Consider the following 21,010-nt stretch of genomic DNA (forward strand, 5'->3'; position numbering starts at 1 on the left):
ACCCGTGGTGGACGTGACGAAACAGATCTTCGTAACCGGAGGCGTCGCCTCCTCACTCGGCAAGGGCCTGACCGCCTCGAGCCTCGGGCATCTGCTCCGGGCCCGCGGTCTGCGGGTCACGATGCAGAAACTCGACCCCTACATCAATGTCGATCCCGGCACGATGAACCCGTTCCAGCACGGCGAGGTCTTCGTCACCGAGGACGGCGCCGAGACCGACCTGGACATCGGGCACTACGAGCGGTTCCTGGACACCAACCTCGAGGGCAGCGCCAACGCGACCACAGGCGCGGTCTACAGCCAGGTCATCGCCAAGGAGCGGCGCGGGGAGTACCTCGGCGACACGGTCCAGGTCATCCCGCACATCACCAACGAGATCAAGCGGTTGATGCGCGCCCAGGCGGCCAAGGACGTCGACCTGATCATCACCGAGATCGGCGGCACCGTCGGCGACATCGAGTCGTTGCCGTTCCTGGAGGCGGCGCGTCAGGTGCGCCAGGATCTCGGCCGGGACAACGTCTTCTTCCTGCACGTCTCCCTCGTGCCCTACCTCGCACCCAGTGGGGAACTCAAGACCAAGCCGACCCAGCACTCGGTGGCGGCGTTGCGGCAGTTGGGTCTTCAGCCCGACGGACTGGTGCTGCGTGCCGACCGCGACCTGCCCGAGTCGATCAAACGCAAGATCTCGCTGATGTGCGACGTGGACAGTGAAGCAGTGGCCGCGTGCGTCGATGCGCCCTCGATCTACGACATCCCCAAGGTGCTGCACCGTGAAGGGCTCGACGCCTATGTCGTGCGCCGGCTCGGACTGCCGTTCCGCGACGTGGTCTGGGACGACTGGGATGAGTTGCTGCGCCGCGTCCACGACCCGGCCTACAACGTCGAGATCGCGTTGGTGGGCAAGTACATCGACCTGCCCGACGCCTACTTGTCGGTGACCGAGGCCATGCGCGCCGGGGGTTTCCACCACGACGCGAAGGTCGCCATCCGGTGGGTCGCGTCCGATGACTGCCAGACTCCGGCGGGCGCGCAGAAAGCCCTTGGCGGGGTCGACGCGATCCTGGTGCCGGGCGGTTTCGGCGTGCGCGGTATCGAAGGCAAACTCGGCGCGTTGCGGTGGGCCCGCGAGAACAAGATCCCGACGCTCGGCATCTGCCTCGGCCTGCAGTGCATGGTGATCGAGTACGCACGCAACGTGGTCGGCATCGAGGGCGCCAGTTCCAGCGAGTTCGACCCGCAGACGCCCGACCCGGTGATCGCCACGATGGAGGAGCAGAAGGCCTTCGTCGAGGGAGCGGGGGATCTCGGCGGCACCATGCGACTCGGCTCGTATGCCGCTGTGCTGCAAGAGGATTCGATTGCGGCGTCGGTGTATGACGCAACCGAGGTCACCGAGCGCCACCGGCACCGTTACGAGGTCAACAACGCCTACCGGGACCGGCTCGCGCAAGCCGGGCTGGTGATCAGCGGCACCTCACCGGACGGCAACCTGGTGGAGTTCGTGGAGTTGCCGCGCGACGTACATCCCTACTACGTCTCGACGCAGGCGCACCCGGAGTTCAAGTCACGCCCGGACCGTGCCCACCCGCTGTTCGCGGGTCTGGTCGGCGCGGCGATCGACGCCCAGAAGGCGAGCCGGCTGGTCGAGGTCGAGAAGCCGCGCGTCACCGAAACCGCTGCTGCACAGTGACTTCCAAGCCCTCAGGTACGTCGGCCCCTGGCTTGCCGGCGGATCTCGCCGACCGCATCGAGCCGGCCACGATCCTGTCGTCCAAGACGTCCTTCGCCGGTCACGTATGGGATGTGCGCACGGATGTGGTGGACCTGGGCGGCGAGGGTGGCACGGTGACGCGCGACTACGTGCAGCACCCGGGCGCGGTGGGCATCGTGACGTTGCGCGGTGAACCGGGTCGGGAGGAGTTACTGCTGGTGCGGCAGTACCGTCATCCGGTCCGTGCGCTGGAGTGGGAGCTTCCGGCCGGCCTGCTCGACGTGGCGGGGGAGCCGCCGTATGAGGCGGCGGCCCGTGAGTTGGCCGAGGAGGCACACCTCGGAGCCAGGCAGTGGCACGTTCTGGTCGACATGTTCTCCACGCCGGGCGGCTCCTCAGAAGCGATCCGGGTATTCCTCGCGCGCGACGTTTTCGACTCTGTCGCAGAGGGTTTCATCCGCGAAGGTGAGGAAGCGGGCATGACCTGCGGATGGATCGATCTCGACGCGGTGGTGGTCGCTGCGTTGGAGGGGCGGCTGCACAATTCGTTGCTGATCGCCGGGGCGCTGGCGGCGACTGCGTCGCGGGAGCGCGACTGGACCACGCTGCGCCCAGCAGATGCTCCGTGGCCGGAGCACCCCTCCTACCGATGATCCCGGTCTCCGTCCGCTCGGACGTGCCGCCCTTCCAGGTCATGGAGATCTTCAAGGCGGCGACCAAACGGCAGGCCACGCACGGTGATCTGTTGCTGCTGTGTGTCGGTCAGCCGTCGACTCCGGCGCCGCGGGTGGTGCGCGACGCGGTTGCGACCGCGGTGGAGACACAGAGCCTGGGTTACACCGACCCCGGTGGGACCACCGAGTTGTTGGCGGCGGTGGCGGCGCACTACCGCTCGGAGTACGGCGTCGAGGTCGACCCCGATGAGGTGCTGATCAGCAACGGATCCTCCGGTGGGTTCAGCACGGTGCTGCTCACGGCGTTCGAAGCCGGCGACCTGATCGCGATGACCCGGCCCGGCTATCCGGCCAACCGCAGCTCGGCGTTGGCCCTGGGGCTGCGCGTGGTCGACGTGCCGGTCGATGCCGGCACCCGGTTCCAACCGACGGTCGAGGCGTTGGAGGCACTGCCGGAGAAGCCGCGCGGGCTGGTCGTGGCCAGCCCCGGCAATCCCACCGGCACGATCATCGATCCGCACCGCCTCGCCGAGTTGGCGGCATGGTGCGTGGCGAACGACGTGGTGTTGCTGTCCGATGAGATCTACCACGGGATCAGCTTCGGTGCGCCATGCGTCACGGCCCGCCAGTTCAGCGACGACGCAATCGTGCTGGGATCCTTCAGCAAGTACCACTCGATGACCGGGTGGCGGGTCGGCTGGAGCGTTCTGCCGGCCAACCTGCGCGAGAGAGCCGAAGTGCTGCAGGCGAATCTGTCGATCTGTGCGCCCGCCGTGTCACAGGTCGCTGCGCTCGCCGCGCTCGGCCCGCAGGCTCGCGATGAGTTGGACGGGCACGTCACCAGGTACGCCCGCAACCGCGATCTGCTACTGCGCCGGCTGCCCGAACTCGGCATCACCCGGTTCGCGCCACCGGACGGTGCGTTCTACGCCTACGTGGACGTGTCGCATCTGACCGACGATTCACGGGTGTGGTGTTTCGAGATGCTCGATCGCACCGGTGTCGCGATGGCACCGGGAATCGACTTCGACCTGGTCGAAGGACATCGCTTCGCGCGGCTGTCCTTCTGTGGCAGCACGCAGGAACTGGACGAGGCCATCGACCGGTTGCGGGCGGTCACGCGTTAGCGTGGCTGCATGCTTGCTGCCTACGCCGTCACCGCCGATGCCGAGAACCCGCTGAACGCTCTAGAGGTCGGGCAGATCGACCCGCCGAGCACCCCCGAGGGGTGGGTGCCGGTGCAGATGAAGGCCGGCAGCATCAACCACCACGACGTGTTCTCCCTCAAGGGCGTCGGCCTGCCCGCTGATCGGCTGCCGATGATCCTGGGCTGCGACGGGGTGGGGATCGCGCCCGATGGCACCGAGTGTGTGCTGCACACCGTGATCGCCTCGCCGGGTTTCACCGGTGAGGACGAGACGCTTGACCCCAAGCGTTCGCTGCTCTCGGAGATCTACCCCGGGACCCTCGCCGAGGTCGTCCACGTGCCCCAGGCGAACCTGATCCCGAAACCCGCTGGCTTGAGCACGACGCACGCCGCGGTGCTGTCGACAAGCTGGCTCACGGCGTACCGGATGCTCTTCACCAACGCCCGCGTGAGCAAGGGGGACACGGTCCTGGTGCAGGGTGCTGGCGGTGGAGTTGCTACGGCCGCAGTCCAACTCGGCTCGGCCGCGGGTCTGAAGATGTGGGTCACCAGCCGCGATGAGACCAAGGCGCAGCGGGCGTTGGAGCTCGGCGCGGACCAGGTCTTCGCCTCCGGCGAGCGGCTGCCGGGCCGCGTTGACGCGGTCATCGAGACCGTCGGCGCTGCGACGTGGTCGCACTCGATCAAGTCGCTGCGCCCCGGCGGCACGGTCGTCATCGCCGGCGCCACCTCGGGCGACGCACCGGACAAGGCCGAGCTGACCCGGATCTTCTTCCTGCAGATGCGGATCCAGGGTTCGACCATGGGGACCAAGGCGGAGTTGAAGGACCTGCTGGACTTCCTGGTCGAGCACAAGGTCGAGCCGGTCATCGACTCCGTGCGCCCCCTGACCGAAGCCAAGGACGCGTTCGCCAAGATGATCAACGGCGACGTCTTCGGCAAGCTCGTCGTGACAATGGACTAGCCGCTACGTCCTCGGTCGGTACGCTGCAGGAATGAGCGAGTCGGTGCGATCTGCACCCTTACCGGCGGAGCTGATCAGGCGTCGCCGCACTCTGCCGCCCGTTGATTCGGTCACGTTGCGCTCGGACATTGACCAGGTTTTTCAGGGTCGGGCCTTAGTCGGCGCCGAAGTCGAACGACGCGGACTCCAGCGACTCCTCGCTGGGCTTCGGCACGTCGTTCTCCGCGATCTGTGACGCGCCGCCGGACTCCAACTCGCCCACGAGGTCCCGCTCGCGGGCCGGCAGAGACCCCTGACCGGCGTACTGCTCCAGCTTCGCGCGGGTGTCGGCGATGTCCAGGTTGCGCATCGTCAACTGACCGATCCGGTCGGTCGGGCCGAACGCTGCGTCCTCGGTCCGCTCCATCGACAGCTTGTCCGGGTGGTAGCTGAACGCTGGACCGGAGGTCGCGACGATCGAGTAGTCCTCACCGCGGCGCAGCCGCAGCGTCACCTCGCCGGTGACCACGGAGGCGACCCAGCGCAGCAGACCCTCACGGATCATCAGAGACTGCGGATCGAACCAACGTCCTTCGTAGAGCAGGCGACCCAGCCGCCGGCCGTCGGTGTGGTAGCCGGCGACGGTGTCCTCGTTGTGGATCGCGTTGAGCAACCGCTCGTAGGCGGTGAACAACAACGCCATTCCGGGCGCCTCGTAGATGCCGCGGGACTTGGCTTCGATGATCCGGTTCTCGATCTGGTCGGACATACCCAGGCCGTGCCGGCCGCCGATCTCGTTGGCGGCCATGAACAGCGCGACGATGTCGCCGCCGTACGTGTCGTCATTGATGGCCACCGGCCGGCCGCCCTCGAAGCGGATCGTCACGTCCTCGGCGGCGATGTGCTGCGACTCATCCCAGAACGGCACGCCCATGATGGGCTCGACGATTTCCAGCGAGGAGTCCAGCAGCTCAAGGGTTTTCGCTTCGTGCGTCGCGCCCAGGATGTTGGCGTCGGTGGAGTAGGCCTTCTCCGCGGAGGCCCGGTAGGGCAGGTCGCGAGCGGTCAGCCACTCCGACATCTCCTGACGGCCACCGAGTTCGTCCACGAAGGTCGCGTCCAGCCACGGCTTGTAGATGCGCAGGCCCGGGTTGGCCAGCAACCCGTACCGGTAGAACCGCTCGATGTCGTTGCCCTTGTACGTCGAGCCGTCACCCCAGATCGACACGTCGTCGTCCTGCATCGCGCGCACCAGCAGGGTGCCGGTGACCGCGCGGCCCAGGGGAGTGGTGTTGAAGTAGGTGCGTCCGCCGCTGCGGATGTGGAACGCGCCGCAGGCGATGGCGGCCAGACCTTCCTCGACCAACTGCCGGCGGCAGTCGACCAACCGGGCCAACTCAGCGCCGTACTGCCCGGCCCGGCCGGGGATGGAATCGATGTCCGGTTCGTCGTACTGACCCAGGTCGGCCGTGTAGGCACACGGCACTGCGCCGTGCTCACGCATCCAGGCGACCGCCACGGAGGTGTCCAGGCCACCGGAGAAAGCAATGCCGACGCGCTCGCCGACGGGGATCGAGTTCAACACCTTTGACACAAGGATCAAGCGTAAAGGCAGCAGGGCGGGTCAATGTCACCGCGTGCGCGCGGCGGATATTCAATTCGGAGTACGCCGGGTGGGGCCTTACGATGAAGAGGTCCGCGGCGGTGGAGTGACGCCCGCCAGGGAGCCCACGAGGTCCCGGCCGCCGGACCGCGCGTGCGGCGTACCGACGAGAGGCCGGGGTCTCCTCGGCGAAGGTGTGGTGGCACCGCGACCTAGCCCCCGCCCACACCTCCTGGGCTGCCTTCTCGACAAGGTGGCCGCTCGCGACCTCGTCGGGAACCGACCCGAAAGGACGCACCTCATGCTTCGAACCCATGACGCCGGCACGCTACGAGCCGCCGACGCCGGCAACACCGTGACGCTCACCGGTTGGGTGGCCCGACGCCGCGACCACGGTGGCGTGGCCTTCCTCGACCTGCGCGACGCCAGCGGCATCGTGCAGGTGGTCGCTCGCGACGAGGTGCTGACCGGCGCCGCACACGGCCTGCGCAACGAGTACTGCATCAAGGTCGTCGGCACGGTGACCCCGCGCGATGAGAAGGACGTCAACCCGGACCTGCCCACCGGCGAGGTGGACGTCGTCGCCGACGAGATCGAGGTGCTGAGCGCCGCCGCTCCGCTGCCCTTCCAGATCGACGAGCGCGTGACGGTCGGCGAAGAGGCCCGCCTGAAGTACCGCTACCTCGACCTGCGCCGGCCCGAGCAGGGCGACGCGATCCGGTTGCGCTCCAAGGTGAACGCCGCCGCCCGCACGGTATTGGCGGAGCGCGACTTCGTGGAGATCGAGACCCCCACGCTGACCCGCTCCACTCCCGAAGGCGCCCGCGACTTCCTGGTGCCGGCCCGTCTGGCGCCGGGCAGCTGGTACGCCCTGCCGCAGAGCCCGCAGCTGTTCAAGCAGTTGCTGATGGTGGCCGGTATGGAGCGCTACTACCAGATCGCCCGCTGCTACCGCGACGAGGACTTCCGGGCCGACCGGCAGCCGGAGTTCACCCAGCTCGACATCGAGATGAGCTTCGTCGAGCAGTCCGACATCATCGAGTTGGGCGAGGCCATCGCCAAGGCGCTGTGGGCTGTCATCGGCGTGGACATCCCGACGCCGTTCCCGCAGATGACGTACGCCGAGGCCATGGCCCGGTTCGGCTCGGACAAGCCGGACCTGCGGTTCGGCAACGAACTGACCGAGTGCACCGAGTTGTTCAAGGACACCACCTTCCGGGTCTTCCAGGCGCCGTACGTCGGTGCGGTCGTCATGCCCGGCGGCGCCAGTCAGCCGCGGCGCACGTTGGACGGCTGGCAGGACTGGGCCAAACAGCGTGGCGCGAAGGGCTTGGCGTACGTGCTGGTCCAGGAGGACGGCGAGCTGACCGGTCCGGTCGCCAAGAACCTGTCCGACGCGGAGAAGGCGGCCCTGCCGGGTCACGTGGGTGCCAACCCCGGTGACTGCATCTTCTTCGCCGCCGGCGACGTGAAGTCGTCGCGTGCCCTGCTGGGCGCGGCCCGGTTGGAGATCGGTAAGCGCTGCGAACTCATCGACGAGTCCGCGTGGAGCTTCCTGTGGGTGCTCGACGCGCCGCTGTTCGAACCGGCCGCGGACGCGGTGGCCTCGGGTGACGTGGCGGTCGGCGCCGGTGCCTGGACCGCGGTCCACCACGCCTTCACGATGCCGAAGAAGGAATACCTCGACACCTTCGACACCGACCCCGGCTCGGCGCTCGCGTACGCCTACGACATGGTGTGCAACGGCAACGAGATCGGTGGCGGCTCAATTCGTATTCACCGCAAGGACATTCAGGAGCGGGTGTTCAAGGTGATGGGTCTGTCCGAGGAGGAGGCGAACGAAAAGTTCGGCTTCCTGCTCGAGGCGTTTCAGTTCGGCGCACCGCCGCACGGCGGTATCGCCTTCGGCTGGGACCGGATCTGCGCGTTGCTGGCCGGTACGGACTCGATCCGTGAGGTCATCGCCTTCCCCAAGTCCGGTGGCGGCTACGACCCGCTGACGGCAGCCCCGGCTCCGATCACGGCGCAGCAGCGCAAGGAAGCCGGCGTCGACGCGAAGCCCGAGCCGAAGCAAGCGTGAGCAACGGCACCGGCTCGATCGCGGCGGTGCTGTGGGACGCGGACGGCGTCCTGCAGCACCACCGCGGCGACTGGGTCGCCAAGATGCGTGCCATCGGCGGTGACCATCTGCCTGAGGCGCTCTGGAACGCCGAGGGTCCGTCGCTGCGGGGTGACGAACCGTTCACCGACGGGATCCGCCGGGCGCTGGCCAAGCTGCAGCTGAGTCCTCACTTCACCGCGATCGTGGACACGTGGACGCACGTGGATGTCGACCCCGCCGCGTTCGCGCTGGTGGACCGGGTGAGGGCCGCTGGAACGCTGTGCGCGCTGGCCAGTAACCAGCACGACGAACGCCGCCGCCACATGGTGGAGAACATGGGGTACGCCGAGCACTTCGACCGGCTGTACTTCTCCAGTGATCTGCGGGTGGCCAAACCGGAGCCGCGCTTCTTCGAGACCATCGCTACCGACCTGGACCTTCCGGCCGGGGACCTCTTGTTCATCGACGACCTGGAGATGAACGTGCAGGCCGCGCGGGAGGTCGGGCTGCACGCCGTACGTCATGATCCGAACGACGGGGCCGAGGGCCTGCAGCGGATCCTGCGGCAGTTCGACGTACCCAGCTGACTACACCACGTGTGGATGTCAGTGCCGTGCACGACGATGATCAGATGGCACGCACGTTCCACCAAGAAGATCTACGCGACACCCGGTTCGTCGACTGCGACCTGACCGGGCTGACGATGCGCGGCGTCGAGATGCGCACCGCGGACATCGACTCGCCGTGGCTGTTCGACGACGCGGTCGTATTAGTCAACGGGGTCGACGTGATGCCGTACGTCGTGGCGCAGGTTAATGCGCGATTCCCGGGCCGCACACTGAAGGATGCGCACGACCCCGACGGTCTGCGCGCCGCCTGGACCGCGCTCGAGGAAGCGTGGGCGGCAGCGGTCGACCGCGCGGCGCAGTTGCCCGACCGTGCGGTTGATGTGCAGGTGGACGGGGAGTGGTCCTTCGCGCAGACGTTGCGGCACCTGGTGCTGGCGACCGACCTGTGGTGCGGCTACGCAATCCTGAAGCAGGAGAGGTCCTTTCACCCGCTGGGGATCTACGACGAGAGCCCGAGTGGCTTCCCGTTCGCCGAGCACGGGCTCACGCGTGAGCCGGCGGCGTACGCCGATGTGCTGAGTGCTCGAGCCTCCCGGCAGGCGATGGTGCGGGAGTTTCTGGCCAGCGTGACACCCCAGATCCTCGACGAGGAACGCTCGAACCCGCATGCGCCGCAACACCCCCAGACCGTCCGGTCCTGCCTTCACACCATCCTGGAGGAGGAGTGGGAGCACCTGCGGTTCGCCACCCGCGATCTGGCGTCCCTCAGCTCGCCGGACGCGGGATCAGAAACGCGCTGAGGCCAGCTGGCGGGATTGGGCCACCAGGCGACCGGTGGAGTCCCAGATCTGCGCGTCCTCCTCGTGCAACCCACCCGCGACGGTCGTGGTGCGGGTGCGCACCTGCAGCCAGCCCGGTGCGGGCCGCGCGTGCAGGTAGCCGCTGAACTGCACCGTCGGCACCCAACCCTTGGCGCCGAGATCGAAGGTGACCGGTGGGAAGGCGTCCAGGAAGAGCAACAACGAGTGCAGGTCCGGCTCCCGCCCGTCGGCGAACCGGATCCAGCCACGTAACTCACCGTTGCCGCTGGGTTGCCCGACCGCCCAGCCAACACACGCCGGGTCGAGGCGGATATCGACGCGCGACAGCAGCCCGCTCTGGGACAGCGCCTCCGGCGGGGCGTCAGAGGACCGGACGCACGCGTCGGGCTCCGGCATCGTCGGCGGTTGCGGGTTCAAGGTGATCGGCTCGGCGTAGCGGTCGATGTCGCCCAGCGTCACGAACGCGCGGACCCGTTCGGTGTCGTCCTGGGTGAGCACGGTCTGCGCGGTCGTCATCGAGCGGCCGCTCCGCAGGACGTCGGTGGTCGTCTCGCCGCCGCCGTCCGTGCCGGGCGACAGGAAGACGGCACTCAACCCCAGCACGTCGCCGTGACCGTCGGCGCCCCGGCTGACCGCGGAGGTGGCCTGCGCCAACAGCGACATGATGATGCCGCCGTTGACGGCGTTGCCGATGCCCCAGTCAGAGGACAGTTTCACCGCAGCGCGGTCGGCGGTCAGGTCGAAGGTGGTCGCGTCGTCGTACTCACTGGTCACCCGGCCCAGCCTAGGTTCACGCGTCTTTGAGGATCTCCGCGGCTGCCCGTTCGGCCATCGTCGCCACCGGGGCCCACAGGAAGCTGCCCGGGATGTTGCGGAACGAGGATGCATCAACAACACGAAGCCCGGTCGTGCCGCGCACCCGGTGCTTGGAGTCCAGGACGGCGATCGACTCGTTGGCGGCTCCGATCGGGTTGGTGCACGAACCGTGGTGGCCGAACTGCTCCCGCACCACGTAGGTGTCCAGGTCGGTCGTGGGTCCGGGTGCCAATTCGCGGTACTTCAGCCCGGAGCGTTTGTTGATCCGGCGGGCTGTGGCGATCCCCTCCGCGACCGCCTGGCGGTCGTAGAGATCGCCGGTGCCGTCGTCGAACGAGTGCTTGTTGATCAGCGGGGTGACCGTCGGGTCCGCCGAGCGCAACCGCACGGTGCCGGACCGGCTCTGCGAGTAGGCCTTGACCGCGATCCAGGTGAAGTGGTTGCTCGGCTTACCCAACGCCTTGTCGACCCAGCCGGGCCGGAAGTTGTAGAACTCACCGAAGACACCGAGCAGCGCGATCTCCGGCCGGTTCGGCCGGCCCTTGCTGTAGGGGCGGCGGATGTAGAACGGCGCCCCGTTGCTGCCGTAGACCGCGAGGTTCCCGCCGGTCTTCCACCGGTCGAGGCAGACGTCGTCCGCGGCACCGGTCAGGGCGCACGCGTCGATGGAGCTGAACGGCTTGTCCAGTTCGATGACTGTGGTCGCCTCGTGGCGGTCCTGGAAGTTGCCACCCACTCCGGGTACGTCGACCAGCGGCTCGATCCCGACCGAGCGTAGGTGGGCGGCCGGCCCGATCCCGGACAGCATCAGCAACTGCGGGGAGTTGAAGCAGCCGCCGGCCAGGATGACCTCTTTGCGCACCGAGACGGTCCTTCTCAACTCCGCCCGCTGGCTGTCGGTGAGCGCGGTGGCATCCGGGCTGGCCTGGTACAGATGCCGACCGGCCAGGTAGCTGACGGCGACCGCTCTTTGCGCGCCACCCGGCGTGGTCTCGAAGATCACCTTCTCGGCGAGGGCGTCGGTGAGGATCTGCAGGTTGCTGCGCTTGGCCGCCGTCGCCAGCAGGAACTCTCGCGGGCCGACGCGCTTGCCCTTCGTGGAGTTCTGCGGCGAGACGAAGAACCCCGGACCGTTGGCCTTGGTGTTGGCCCAGGAGTTCGGATCGACTCCCCACTTGATGCCGGCGCCGGGCGGCAGCGTGGTGTCGTCGGTGAGGCCGGCGAGGAACAGCGCGTCGATCTGCAGATCACCGATGTTGCGGAACGGGAGCACCTGTTCGACGGGCTGCCAGGACTTCACCGACTCCCAGTGCTTCCACATCTGGTCCGGATTGAAGGTGGGGTCGCCCGTGATCGTCTGCAGTTCGCTCCAGTCGTCGGGCGAGGCGGTGATGGTGACCATCGCGTGGTGCGCGGTGCAGCCACCGATAGTCGCCGACCGGGGGTAGAGCACGCCGTCCTTCTCCGGCACGAACTGACCGCCGTGCAGCGCTGCATTCGAATAGTGGCGCACGAAGTAGTCCCAGCGGATCTGCGGATCCGACACGGTTCGTGGCCACAACGACGGCACGGTGTAGTAGAGGTCGTCCCCATGGGCAGGCCCGGCCTCGAGGACCAGAACCGAGTAGCCGGCCAGGGCCAGACGGGCGGCAACAGGGCCACCGCCGGGTCCGGATCCCACGACGACGTAGTCGACCTCGCTGGGCTCCGCGGCTGCTTCGGCGGTCAGAATGCCAGGACGTAGGACAGGTGCGACGGCCGCCAGCGCGGCGCCGGTGACGACGGCCCGGCGGGAAGGTCGGAATGAGGGCATGGACGTTCCTCGTTTCGGTGGTGTGACGGTACCTACCGATCCGTAAGCTATGAGCGCGGTCACACGCCGGGAACCTCCCTAGGAGGGTTGCCACCGAAGCGATCGCCAGTCGTGCGCGGTGCCATATCCGAGCCCCCGGTAGAGGCCGACAGCCCGCGCGTTGTCCGTCATGACGCCGAGCGTGGCCACGCCGTACCGCCCGATCGCCCAGTCGGTCAGCGCCGCGGTGATCGCCAGGCCGAGACCGGCGCCGCGGTGGTCGGGGTCGACGGCGATGCCGGTCAGGTGGGGCGCCCCGGCCGGCGTCAGATGGATGGCGCCGACGGCGGCCAGTGGTCCCCGATCGCGGATCCCGAGCCAGTAACGCGAGCTACCTTCGCCCGGCTCGGACTCCGCCGCCGGGTTGGCCCGCCGGTAGAACCCAACCAGTTCCGCTTGATCGCGGGTATCGTCCAGTTCCTCCGGTTGCCAGTGGTTTTCGATGACAACCGGGGCGCGGGTGAACATCCAGCTCCAAGCGCCCATCAACACCATCGGGTACGCCGAGCCGAGCCGTGACTGCGCCTGCGCCACCAGGTGCGCATCCAGTGTGAGTCCTGCCAGCTCGGGGTGGGCCGCGGCCGCTTGCCCCAGCAGGTCCGGCAACGCCTCGATCAACGCGGCCGCGTCGTCACCGGGTCCTTGTAGGTTCATCGACAGACCCCGTCGATGCGGGGGGCGGCGCAGATAGGCGCTCGCCGTCCCCGATGACCACGCGGGCAGAGCAGTGACCGACCCGGGCCCGATGTCGTACCGCAGGAACGGATCGTCCGCGATGTCCAGCAGGTCCTGCACCGACGCGACCGATCGAATGTCACCCACGGTGGTTAGCGTGTCAGGTGTGGTGAGCGGATCTGGCGACGACCTCTTTGCCGCGGCGGCCGGCGACGCCGTCGACCTCGCGGCTCCGCTGGCGGTGCGGATGCGTCCGCGTTCGATCGAGCAGGTCCGTGGCCAGGAGGCCAGCTTGCGCCCGGGTAGCCCGTTGCGGCGGCTGATCGAGGGCGCCAGCGGTGCCGCCGGACCGATGTCGGCGATCCTGTGGGGTCCACCGGGCACCGGTAAGACGACCCTGGCCCACCTGGTGGCGCTCGCCGCCGACCGCAAGTTCGTGGAGTTGTCCGCGATCAACGCCGGCGTCAAGGACGTCCGGGCGGTGATCGATGCCGCCAAGCAGGACCGTGCTCTCTACGGTCGCGCGACGGTGCTCTTCCTCGATGAGATCCACCGGTTCAGCAAGGCCCAGCAGGATGCGTTGCTGCCAGCCGTCGAAAACCGTTTGATCATCCTGGTCGCAGCGACCACCGAGAACCCGTCGTTCAGTGTCATCGCGCCGCTGCTGTCGCGCTCGATTCTCGTGACTGTCCAGCCGTTGTCGGATGATGACATCGCGTCCGTGGTGCAGGATGCGTTGACCGACGAGCGCGGACTGGCGGGCGAGTTCACGCTGGCCGACGATGCGCAGGCCCATCTGGTGCGGATGGCGGGTGGCGATGCCCGTCGTGCCCTGACTGCACTAGAGGCAGCCGCCGGCGCCGCAGCGGGGCAGCAGCAGATCACCGCGGCCCACGTGGAGCAGGCGATGCAACAGGCGATGGTCCGCTACGACCGCGCCGGGGACCAGCACTACGACGTCGCCAGCGCGCTGATCAAGTCGATGAGGGGCAGCGACGTCGATGCGGCGCTGCACTACCTGGCCCGGATGCTCGAGGCGGGGGAGGATCCCCGGTTCATCGCCCGCCGGATCGTGATCGCCGCCAGCGAGGACGTGGGCATGGCGGACCCGACCGCGCTGCAGACCGCGGTTGCCGCGATGCACGCGGTCGCCCAGATCGGCATGCCCGAGGCACGGATCATCCTGGCCCAGGCCGTCGTGCACAACGCGCTGGCACCCAAGTCGAACGCGGCGTACGCCGGAATCAACGCGGCGATCGCCGATGTCCGCGCCGGCCGCGGGGGAGCGGTACCACCCCACCTGCGGGGCAGCGGGTACGCCGGAGCTGAGCGGCTGGGTCATGGTGAGGGGTACCGCTACAGCCACGACGAGCCCGGCGGGGTCGGCCCGCAGCAGTACCTGCCGGATGATCTGGTGGCTGAGGCGGACTACTACCAACCGACCGATCGCGGCTGGGAAAACACCCTGGGACCGCGGTGGAAAGCCAACCGCCGACGCATCCGTGGCGAAACCGCAGTCGATGACGAATCTTCGGTATAACTGGATGTTTACCGTAAAGTCGCCGCATCCACCCCCTCTGTAACGGTTCGGTTAACACCGATAACAGTTGGGTCAAGGGGCATGGACAGTCGGCGCTCAGCGTTGGATGGTGGTGGCCAGCGTGCCGCGGACAACCCGCGCGCTCGTGCCGGAAGTTCCCGGTTCTTACCTATGAGGAGCAACTCAATGCGTTGGACGAAGATCGTGGCGCTGGCCGCCGCAGGTTCGTTGTCGCTCGCCGCGTGTGGCGGCGGAAGCGATAAGGGTGGTGGAAGCAGCGACAACGCGACCAGCGGTGGGGGATCGCAGACGGTTGCGCTGGACCCCACCGCGAAGGGCCCGGCCCCCGCGGTTGACGGTGCCAAGACCGGTGGCACCCTGACGGTGCCCTACAACGCGGTGCCGGAGACGTTCGACCCGACCCGTGACTACTACCAGGACACCGACGCCATCATGAGCCAGTTGGTGACCCGGTCGCTGACCGCCTACCGGGTGGGCAAGGAAGGCAAGCCGGTCCTGGTGCCGGACCTGGCTGAGGACCTGGGCACCCAGTCCGACGGTGGTCTGACCTGGACCTTCAAGCTCAAGCCGAACATGAAGTACTCCGACGGCAGCACCATCAAGGCCGCCGACTTCGTCTACTCGATCAAGCGTTCGTTCGACACCGCGGACTACCCCGACGGTCCGGCCGCTAACTACGGCTTCCAGTACTACAAGAACTTCCCGGACCCCTCGGCTGAGAAGCAGGCGGACAACGTCTACACCGGCCCGTACACCGGCAAGGACGCCAACTTCACGACCGCTGAGGCGCCGAACGACACCACGCTGGTCGTCCACCTGAAGAAGAAGTGGCCGACCTTCCCGTACTACGCCGCGTTCCCGGTGATGTCGCCGATCCCGCAGGCCAAGGACACCAAGGCCAACTACGGCAACAACCCGATCGCCTCCGGGCCATACATGTTCGACAGCTACACCGTCGGCAGCGAGTTGAAGCTGAAGAAGAACCCGAACTGGGACCCCAACTCCGACCCGGTGCGTCACCAGTTCGTCGACGCTTACGACTTCAAGTTCGGCGTCGACATCGTTCCCAACCAGACCGCGATCATCGCCTCCAACGGCACCGCGGCGACGTCGCTGAACTTCGACGGCGTGGACTCCTCGCTGATCAGCAAGGTCAGCGGTGCGGGCGCGAGCAACGCCGACCAGTTGGTCGTCGGTCCGGACCCGTGTGTCACCTACGCGACCATCGACAGCCGGTCGGTCCCGCTCGAGGTTCGCAAGGCGTACGCCGTTGCGTACCCGATCGACCAGCTGCGCAAGGCCACCGGTGAGACGACCCTGTCGTTCACCCCGGCCACCACCTACGGTTCGGCGAACATCCCCGGCTTCGAGGCGTACGCCCCGGTGAACGGGCTGACCGGTAAGGGCAACGGCGACCCGGCCAAGGCCAAGGAAATGCTGGCGGCCGCGGGTAAGACCGGCTTCAAGATCTCCTACTACTACTCCAACAACGACCCGACAGCGGTTGCGGCCAACTCGGTCAAGAAGCAGGCGCTGACCGCGGCCGGCTTCACGGTGCAGGACGTGGGTGTCTCCAAGACCGATCTGCGTAAGAAGCGCAACCTGACGGACGGCTCGGTCAACACCGGCCAGGGTCCGCGCGGTTGGTGCTACGACTGGCCGGCGAACGACTCGGTCTACCCGCAGATCTTCACCTCTGCCGCCATCGGCGCGTCGATCAGCGTCGGCATGCTGAAGGACCCGGCCCTGGACGCGCAGATCGACGCGATCGCCGTCCTGCCGATCGACCAGCAGCAGGCGAAGTGGAACACGCTGGACAAGGAGATCGCGGAGAAGTACCTGCCGGCGGTTCCGCTCGACTACGGTCGTGCGAACCTGTTGTTCGGCAAGCAGGTGCACAACGTGATCAACGACCCGAACCGCGGTATGCCGGACTTCGCCCAGATCTGGGTCGGCTGACCTTCGGGTAGCAACGCCAGGTGAGCCCGCCTTCGCGACCGCGGAGGCGGGCTCACCGGTGCGGCAGTACACCTCACCGGACACACCCGTTCCGGTTAGGCTCGACCAGCGGGCATCAACCGCTCGTGGGCAGGTATTGGAGGATCGATGAGTCTCAGTCCGCAACTGAATCCGGATCAGGCCGCGGAGAGTGTGGAAACACTCACCCAGGCCGAGCACGCCCCTGACGACTCCGGGCGACGTGGCCGGCGCAAAAGTACGGACAACGCCAGCAAGTCCCCTTCGCGGATCGCCTGGGAGCGACTGCGTCGGGACAAAGTGGCGATCTTCTGCTCGTTCATCGTGCTGTTCTTCCTGCTGATGGCGATCTTCGCCCCGCTGCTCGCCTCGTGGGAGGGGCAGGACCCCAACGTCTCCGACACCAACCTGGTCGACCTGGACGGCAACCCGATCGACGGACCAAACTCCGAGCACTGGTTGGGCGTCACGCCCAAGGTCGGCCGTGACATCTTCGCCCGTTACGTCTACGGCGTGCGGCCCAGCCTCGCCATCGCCATCTTCGCCGCCATCGGCACCACGCTGATCGGCCTGGTGCTCGGTCTGCTGGCCGGCTACTTCGGTGGTTGGGTCGACAAGGTGGTCTCCTGGTGGGTCGACTTCCTGCTGTCCCTGCCGTTCCTGCTGTTCGCGATCGGTCTGGTGCCGATCGTCCAGTCGTGGTTCGGCAACCCGTTCACGATCACCCAGGAGACGACCGCCCGGGTCAGATTCGGGGCGCTGATCTTCATTCTGCTGATCTTCGGCTGGGCCACGATGGCCCGGTTGACCCGAAGTACCGTCATCTCCCTGCGTGAGTCTGAATTCATCCAGGCCGCAAGGGTGCTCGGCGTCCCGACCCGGCGGATCCTGTTCAAGGAGATGGTCCCCAACCTGGTTGGTGTGACCCTGGTCTTCCTCACGATGGCCGTCCCGACGTACATCTCCTCCGAGGCCGGTCTGTCCTATCTCGGTGTGGGCCTGCAGGACCCGATCGCCTCGTGGGGCAACATGATCGCCGACGCGCAGAAGTACTACGCCACCCAGCCGCTGTACCTATGGGTACCCGTGCTGTCCGTCGCCCTGCTCGTGCTCGCGCTGAGCCTGCTGGGCGATGCCGTCGCCGATGCGTTCAACCCCAGCACCCGACGATGATGCGGTTATCCCCGTTGCCCATCGTCCACCAACCGACGATCAACCGATCCGACGTGATGTCGCAGACCAAGGAGCGTTGAGTGCTCGTCTACATCCTGCGCCGGCTGGCGCTGACCCTGAGCGTGATCGTGGGGGCGGTCACTCTCACCTTCGTGATCTTCTACCTGGGTCCGAGCGACCCGGTCGCCTCGCTGTGCCCACGCAACTGCACGGCCAACCAGCAAGCCCAGATCGAACGCAAGATGGGCCTGGACCAGCCGCGTATCGAGCAGTACGGGCAGTACATGAAGGGTCTGGTCGCAGGCCGCGAGATCGGGTCCGGGCCGACGACCCAGAGCTGTGACGCGCCGTGCCTGGGGTGGTCGTTCATCCAGAACCGCCCCGTCAAGGACATCGTGTTCCAGGTGCTCCCGGTGACGTTGAGCATCCTCATCGGCGGCGCCGTCGTCTACATCATCTTCGGTCTGGCGTTCGGGGTGATCGCCGCGCGCAACCGGGGAAACTACCTGGATAGATTCATCGTTGGTGTCACCCAGACGGTCCCAGCCGTGCCCTACTACGTGCTGGCGCTGCTGTTCTACCTCTACCTGATGGTGTTGAACCCGATCCTGCCGCAGCCCGGCTATACATCGCCCTTCGAGAACCCCTTCGCCTGGATCACCGGCTTCATCGGGGTGTGGATGCTGTACGGGCTGTACGCCGCGACCGGGTACGTGCGGTATGTCCGCGCGAACATGATCGATGCGCTCTCCGGCGACTACGTCCGCACGGCGCGGTCCAAGGGCCTCTCGGAATGGCGGGTCACGCTGTCCCACGCTCTGCGCGCGACCATGGCACCGTTCCTCACCCTTGTCGGGTTGAACCTGGTGCTCGACGTCGGTGGCGCCATCTTCACCGAGAACATCTTCCAGTTGCAGGGCATGGGATACCTGTCGATCCAGTCCTTCAACAACTCCGATCTGCAGGTCATCAGCGGAATCGTCGTGGTGACCGCGATCGTGACCAGTGTGGGGAACCTGATCGTCGACCTGCTGTACGGCGTCGTCGACCCCCGCGTGAAACTGAGCTGAGGAGCCTTACGTGTCAGCGATTATCGAGACAGGTACCACCCGTCGCCCGCCGGTCGACAAGGACGCCAGGACGATTCTGACGGTCAAGGACCTGCAGGTTCAGTTCCCCACCGGCGACGGTGTCGTCAACGCGGTCAGCGGGGTGTCCTACGAGGTCAAACTGGGCCAGACGCTGGCCATCGTCGGCGAGTCCGGTTCGGGTAAATCCGTGTCCAGCATGGCTGTGATGGGATTGCACGATCCCAAGCGCAGCCTGATCAGTGGCTCGATCGACCTGGACGGCACCGAGTTGGTGGGTGCCGAGCCGAGCGTCTTCCGCAACGTCCGCAGCAAGAAGGTCGCGATGATCTTCCAGGACCCGCAGTCGGCGATGCACCCGTTCAAGCGCGTCGGTGACCAGATCGCCGAGGCCTACAAGATCCACAACAAGGTGTCCAAGAAGGTCGCGAATGCGCGGGCCATCGAGATGCTGGATCGCGTGGGCATCCCCAACCCGCAGCGACGGGCCAAGCAGTACCCGCACGAGTTCTCCGGCGGTATGCGGCAGCGGGCGATGATCGCCCTCGGTCTGGTCAACGACCCGCAGCTTTTGATCGCCGACGAGCCGACCACCGCCCTGGACGTCACCGTGCAGGCCCAGATCCTGGACCTGCTCAACGACCTGCAGAAGGAGTTCGGCTCGGCGATCATCATGATCACCCACGACCTGGCCGTCGTGGCCGAGGTCTCCGACTACGTCATGGTGATGTACGCCGGGCGCAGCGTTGAGTACGGCACCGCCCAGGAGATCCTGGCCAGCCCCCGGCACCCCTACACCTGGGGACTGCTGTCCAGTGTTCCGTCGCTGAGCACCGACGTGGGTAGTGAGTTGAAGCCGGTCCGCGGTAACCCGCCGAGCCTGTTGAAACTGCCGACCGGATGCTCGTTCCACCCTCGCTGCGACTACATGTCGCGTGTCCCGGGGGAGCGCTGCGTCACCGAACTGCCCGAATTCCTGCCCGTCCCCGGCGAGCCGGGCCGACTCTCCCGCTGTCACCTGGCCGACCCGGCCAGCATCTTCGCGGCCGAGATCGAACCGAACCTGTAAGCGAGCCGAGGCCATGACTGATCCAAAAAGAGACGAGATCCTCAGCGACGAGCTGCGCAAGCGCGTCGAGCAGACGAACGAAGGCACCACGCAGGGACTGTCCACCGACGCCGTCGCGGACAACGAGTTGGCGGGTGGTCCGGTCGATCTGACGCAGACCATCGTGCATCCGAGTTCGGATGCCGACCGCACGCCGATCCTGACGTTGGACAACGTCCAGAAGCTGTTCCCGGTCAAGGAGTACAGCGGGCTGTTCCCGACCACCCTGCAGACCCGTGCCGTGGACGGGGTCACCTTCGACCTCGCGGCCGGCGAAACCCTCGGTGTGGTGGGGGAGTCCGGGTGCGGTAAATCCACCGTCGGTCGGTTGATCACCCGTCTGCTGGAACCCACCGACGGCAAGATCACCTTCGAGGGCCAGGACATCACCCACGCCAAGGAGAAGGACCTGCGCCCGATGCGGCGCAACCTGCAGCTGATCTTCCAGGACCCGTACGGATCGTTGAACCCGCGGTTCACCGTGCAGACGATCATCGGCACGCCGCTGGAGATCCACAAGATCGTGCCGAAGAACAAGATCAAGGCGCGGGTCGAGGAACTACTCGACGTCGTGGGCCTGAACCCCGAGCACATCAATCGCTACCCCAACGAGTTCTCCGGCGGTCAGCGGCAGCGCATCGGCATCGCCCGCGCGTTGGCGGTCGAACCCAAGGTGATCGTCGCTGACGAACCGGTCTCGGCGCTGGATGTCTCCATCCAGGCCCAGGTGATGAACCTGATGAGCAAGTTGCGCAAGGAGATGGGCATCGCGTTCGTCTTCATCGCGCACGACCTGGGCGTCGTGCGCCACTTCTCCGACCGGATCGCCGTGATGTACCTGGGCAAGGTGATGGAACTGGGCAGCCGGGACGACATCTATGGCGCGCCCCAGCACCCCTACACGCAGGCCCTACTGTCGGCTGCTCCCGACCTGAACGTGGTCCGTGGCGCGGTCCCTGCCGAACGGATCCGCCTGGTCGGCGACGTACCCAGCCCGATCGACCCGCCGAGTGGTTGCCGCTTCCGCACGCGCTGCTGGAAGGCGCAGGACATCTGCGCCCAGACCGAGCCGCCTCTGGAGAACAAGAAGGGCGCCGAGCCGGGGCACACGATCGCCTGTCACTTCCCGGAGATCAACACCGAGATGATCGCGGACGCGGAGGCCACCCCGGCCTGACTACACTGGGCCGG

Annotated in this window: 17 protein-coding genes; 13 read left to right on the forward strand and 4 right to left on the reverse strand. The window is 67.0% G+C overall.

Annotated features, from left to right (window positions below; all coding sequences use genetic code 11):
• Positions 1 to 4 precede the first annotated feature (4 nt).
• Genes AZH51_RS09505 through AZH51_RS09520 form a run of 4 tightly spaced genes read left to right on the forward strand, consistent with a single transcriptional unit; the run spans position 5 to position 4,496 of the window.
• Positions 5 to 1,690 carry a CTP synthase gene (locus AZH51_RS09505; protein WP_291523604.1) on the forward strand — a complete coding sequence of 562 codons (1,686 nt, stop codon included), beginning with the start codon at positions 5 to 7 and terminating at the stop codon, positions 1,688 to 1,690.
• Complete coding sequence (locus AZH51_RS09510; RefSeq protein WP_291523606.1) at positions 1,687 to 2,364, forward strand: NUDIX domain-containing protein; 678 nt, start codon at positions 1,687 to 1,689, stop codon at positions 2,362 to 2,364. Before AZH51_RS09505 ends, AZH51_RS09510 begins: the two co-directional genes overlap by 4 nt.
• The gene (locus tag AZH51_RS09515; RefSeq protein ID WP_291523608.1) at positions 2,337 to 3,512 is read left to right on the forward strand and encodes an aminotransferase class I/II-fold pyridoxal phosphate-dependent enzyme; all 1,176 of its coding nucleotides are present in this window, start codon (positions 2,337 to 2,339) and stop codon (positions 3,510 to 3,512) included. The genes AZH51_RS09510 and AZH51_RS09515 overlap by 28 nt, the downstream gene beginning before the upstream one ends.
• Positions 3,513 to 3,521: 9 nt before the next feature.
• A complete protein-coding gene (locus AZH51_RS09520; protein ID WP_291523610.1) occupies positions 3,522 to 4,496 on the forward strand; it encodes a zinc-binding dehydrogenase in 975 nt (324 codons plus the stop codon).
• Positions 4,497 to 4,650: 154 nt separating this feature from the next.
• Here AZH51_RS09520 and argG read toward each other — a convergent pair whose 3' ends face one another.
• Positions 4,651 to 6,069 (reverse strand): argininosuccinate synthase, encoded by a 1,419-nt coding sequence (gene argG, locus AZH51_RS09525; protein ID WP_291523612.1) that lies wholly within the window; start codon positions 6,067 to 6,069, stop codon positions 4,651 to 4,653.
• Between the two features lie 310 nt (positions 6,070 to 6,379).
• Here argG and aspS point away from each other — a divergent pair, with 310 nt between their 5' ends.
• Genes aspS through AZH51_RS09540 form a run of 3 tightly spaced genes read left to right on the forward strand, consistent with a single transcriptional unit; the run spans position 6,380 to position 9,548 of the window.
• Positions 6,380 to 8,158 (forward strand): aspartate--tRNA ligase, encoded by a 1,779-nt coding sequence (gene aspS, locus AZH51_RS09530; protein ID WP_291523614.1) that lies wholly within the window; start codon positions 6,380 to 6,382, stop codon positions 8,156 to 8,158.
• The gene (locus tag AZH51_RS09535) at positions 8,155 to 8,766 is read left to right on the forward strand and encodes an HAD family hydrolase (RefSeq protein WP_291523616.1); all 612 of its coding nucleotides are present in this window, start codon (positions 8,155 to 8,157) and stop codon (positions 8,764 to 8,766) included. The genes aspS and AZH51_RS09535 overlap by 4 nt, the downstream gene beginning before the upstream one ends.
• Before the next feature lie 44 nt (positions 8,767 to 8,810).
• Positions 8,811 to 9,548 carry a DinB family protein gene (locus AZH51_RS09540; protein WP_291523618.1) on the forward strand — a complete coding sequence of 246 codons (738 nt, stop codon included), beginning with the start codon at positions 8,811 to 8,813 and terminating at the stop codon, positions 9,546 to 9,548.
• On the opposite strand, the gene AZH51_RS09545 is transcribed toward AZH51_RS09540, so the two are convergent.
• The 3 genes from AZH51_RS09545 to AZH51_RS09555 all read right to left on the reverse strand — a co-directional run bounded on the left by AZH51_RS09545 (position 9,534) and on the right by AZH51_RS09555 (position 13,059).
• The gene (locus tag AZH51_RS09545; protein ID WP_291523620.1) at positions 9,534 to 10,343 is read right to left on the reverse strand and encodes a thioesterase family protein; all 810 of its coding nucleotides are present in this window, start codon (positions 10,341 to 10,343) and stop codon (positions 9,534 to 9,536) included. The genes AZH51_RS09540 and AZH51_RS09545 overlap by 15 nt on opposite strands.
• Positions 10,344 to 10,359: 16 nt before the next feature.
• On the reverse strand, positions 10,360 to 12,198 hold the full coding sequence (locus tag AZH51_RS09550; protein ID WP_291523622.1) for a GMC family oxidoreductase: 1,839 nt from the start codon (positions 12,196 to 12,198) through the stop codon (positions 10,360 to 10,362).
• Positions 12,199 to 12,276: 78 nt separating this feature from the next.
• A complete protein-coding gene (locus AZH51_RS09555) occupies positions 12,277 to 13,059 on the reverse strand; it encodes a GNAT family N-acetyltransferase (RefSeq protein ID WP_291523624.1) in 783 nt (260 codons plus the stop codon).
• A gap of 22 nt (positions 13,060 to 13,081) precedes the next feature.
• Between AZH51_RS09555 and AZH51_RS09560 the strand changes: the two genes are divergently transcribed.
• The 6 genes from AZH51_RS09560 to AZH51_RS09585 all read left to right on the forward strand — a co-directional run bounded on the left by AZH51_RS09560 (position 13,082) and on the right by AZH51_RS09585 (position 20,996).
• Entirely contained in the window at positions 13,082 to 14,452 is a 1,371-nt protein-coding gene (locus tag AZH51_RS09560) for a replication-associated recombination protein A (RefSeq protein ID WP_291524263.1), read from the forward strand.
• A 186-nt stretch (positions 14,453 to 14,638) separates the two neighbouring features.
• On the forward strand, positions 14,639 to 16,432 hold the full coding sequence (locus AZH51_RS09565; RefSeq protein WP_291523626.1) for an ABC transporter substrate-binding protein: 1,794 nt from the start codon (positions 14,639 to 14,641) through the stop codon (positions 16,430 to 16,432).
• A 147-nt stretch (positions 16,433 to 16,579) separates the two neighbouring features.
• Positions 16,580 to 17,623: an ABC transporter permease gene (locus AZH51_RS09570; protein WP_291523628.1), complete on the forward strand. Its 1,044-nt coding sequence runs from the start codon at positions 16,580 to 16,582 to the stop codon at positions 17,621 to 17,623.
• Between the two features lie 80 nt (positions 17,624 to 17,703).
• Positions 17,704 to 18,693, forward strand: coding sequence for an ABC transporter permease (locus AZH51_RS09575; RefSeq protein ID WP_291523630.1), 990 nt, complete (start codon positions 17,704 to 17,706; stop codon positions 18,691 to 18,693).
• Positions 18,694 to 18,703: 10 nt separating this feature from the next.
• Entirely contained in the window at positions 18,704 to 19,780 is a 1,077-nt protein-coding gene (locus AZH51_RS09580) for an ABC transporter ATP-binding protein (protein ID WP_367188040.1), read from the forward strand.
• A gap of 13 nt (positions 19,781 to 19,793) precedes the next feature.
• Entirely contained in the window at positions 19,794 to 20,996 is a 1,203-nt protein-coding gene (locus AZH51_RS09585) for an ABC transporter ATP-binding protein (protein WP_291523632.1), read from the forward strand.
• Positions 20,997 to 21,010 lie beyond the last annotated feature (14 nt).

Source organism: Branchiibius sp. NY16-3462-2, assembly GCF_001594145.1.
Lineage (GTDB): Bacteria > Actinomycetota > Actinomycetes > Actinomycetales > Dermatophilaceae > Branchiibius.

Bases quoted from the DNA above. Each gene is read 5' to 3' on its own strand.
- AZH51_RS09570 (WP_291523628.1), top strand. From the start codon at position 16,580: ATGAGTCTCAGTCCGCAACTGAATCCGGATCAGGCCGCGGAGAGTGTG.
- aspS (WP_291523614.1), top strand. From the start codon at position 6,380: ATGCTTCGAACCCATGACGCCGGCACGCTACGAGCCGCCGACGCCGGC.
- AZH51_RS09550 (WP_291523622.1), bottom strand. From the start codon at position 12,198: ATGCCCTCATTCCGACCTTCCCGCCGGGCCGTCGTCACCGGCGCCGCG.
- AZH51_RS09565 (WP_291523626.1), top strand. From the start codon at position 14,639: ATGCGTTGGACGAAGATCGTGGCGCTGGCCGCCGCAGGTTCGTTGTCG.
- AZH51_RS09585 (WP_291523632.1), top strand. From the start codon at position 19,794: ATGACTGATCCAAAAAGAGACGAGATCCTCAGCGACGAGCTGCGCAAG.
- AZH51_RS09540 (WP_291523618.1), top strand. From the start codon at position 8,811: ATGGCACGCACGTTCCACCAAGAAGATCTACGCGACACCCGGTTCGTC.
- AZH51_RS09520 (WP_291523610.1), top strand. From the start codon at position 3,522: ATGCTTGCTGCCTACGCCGTCACCGCCGATGCCGAGAACCCGCTGAAC.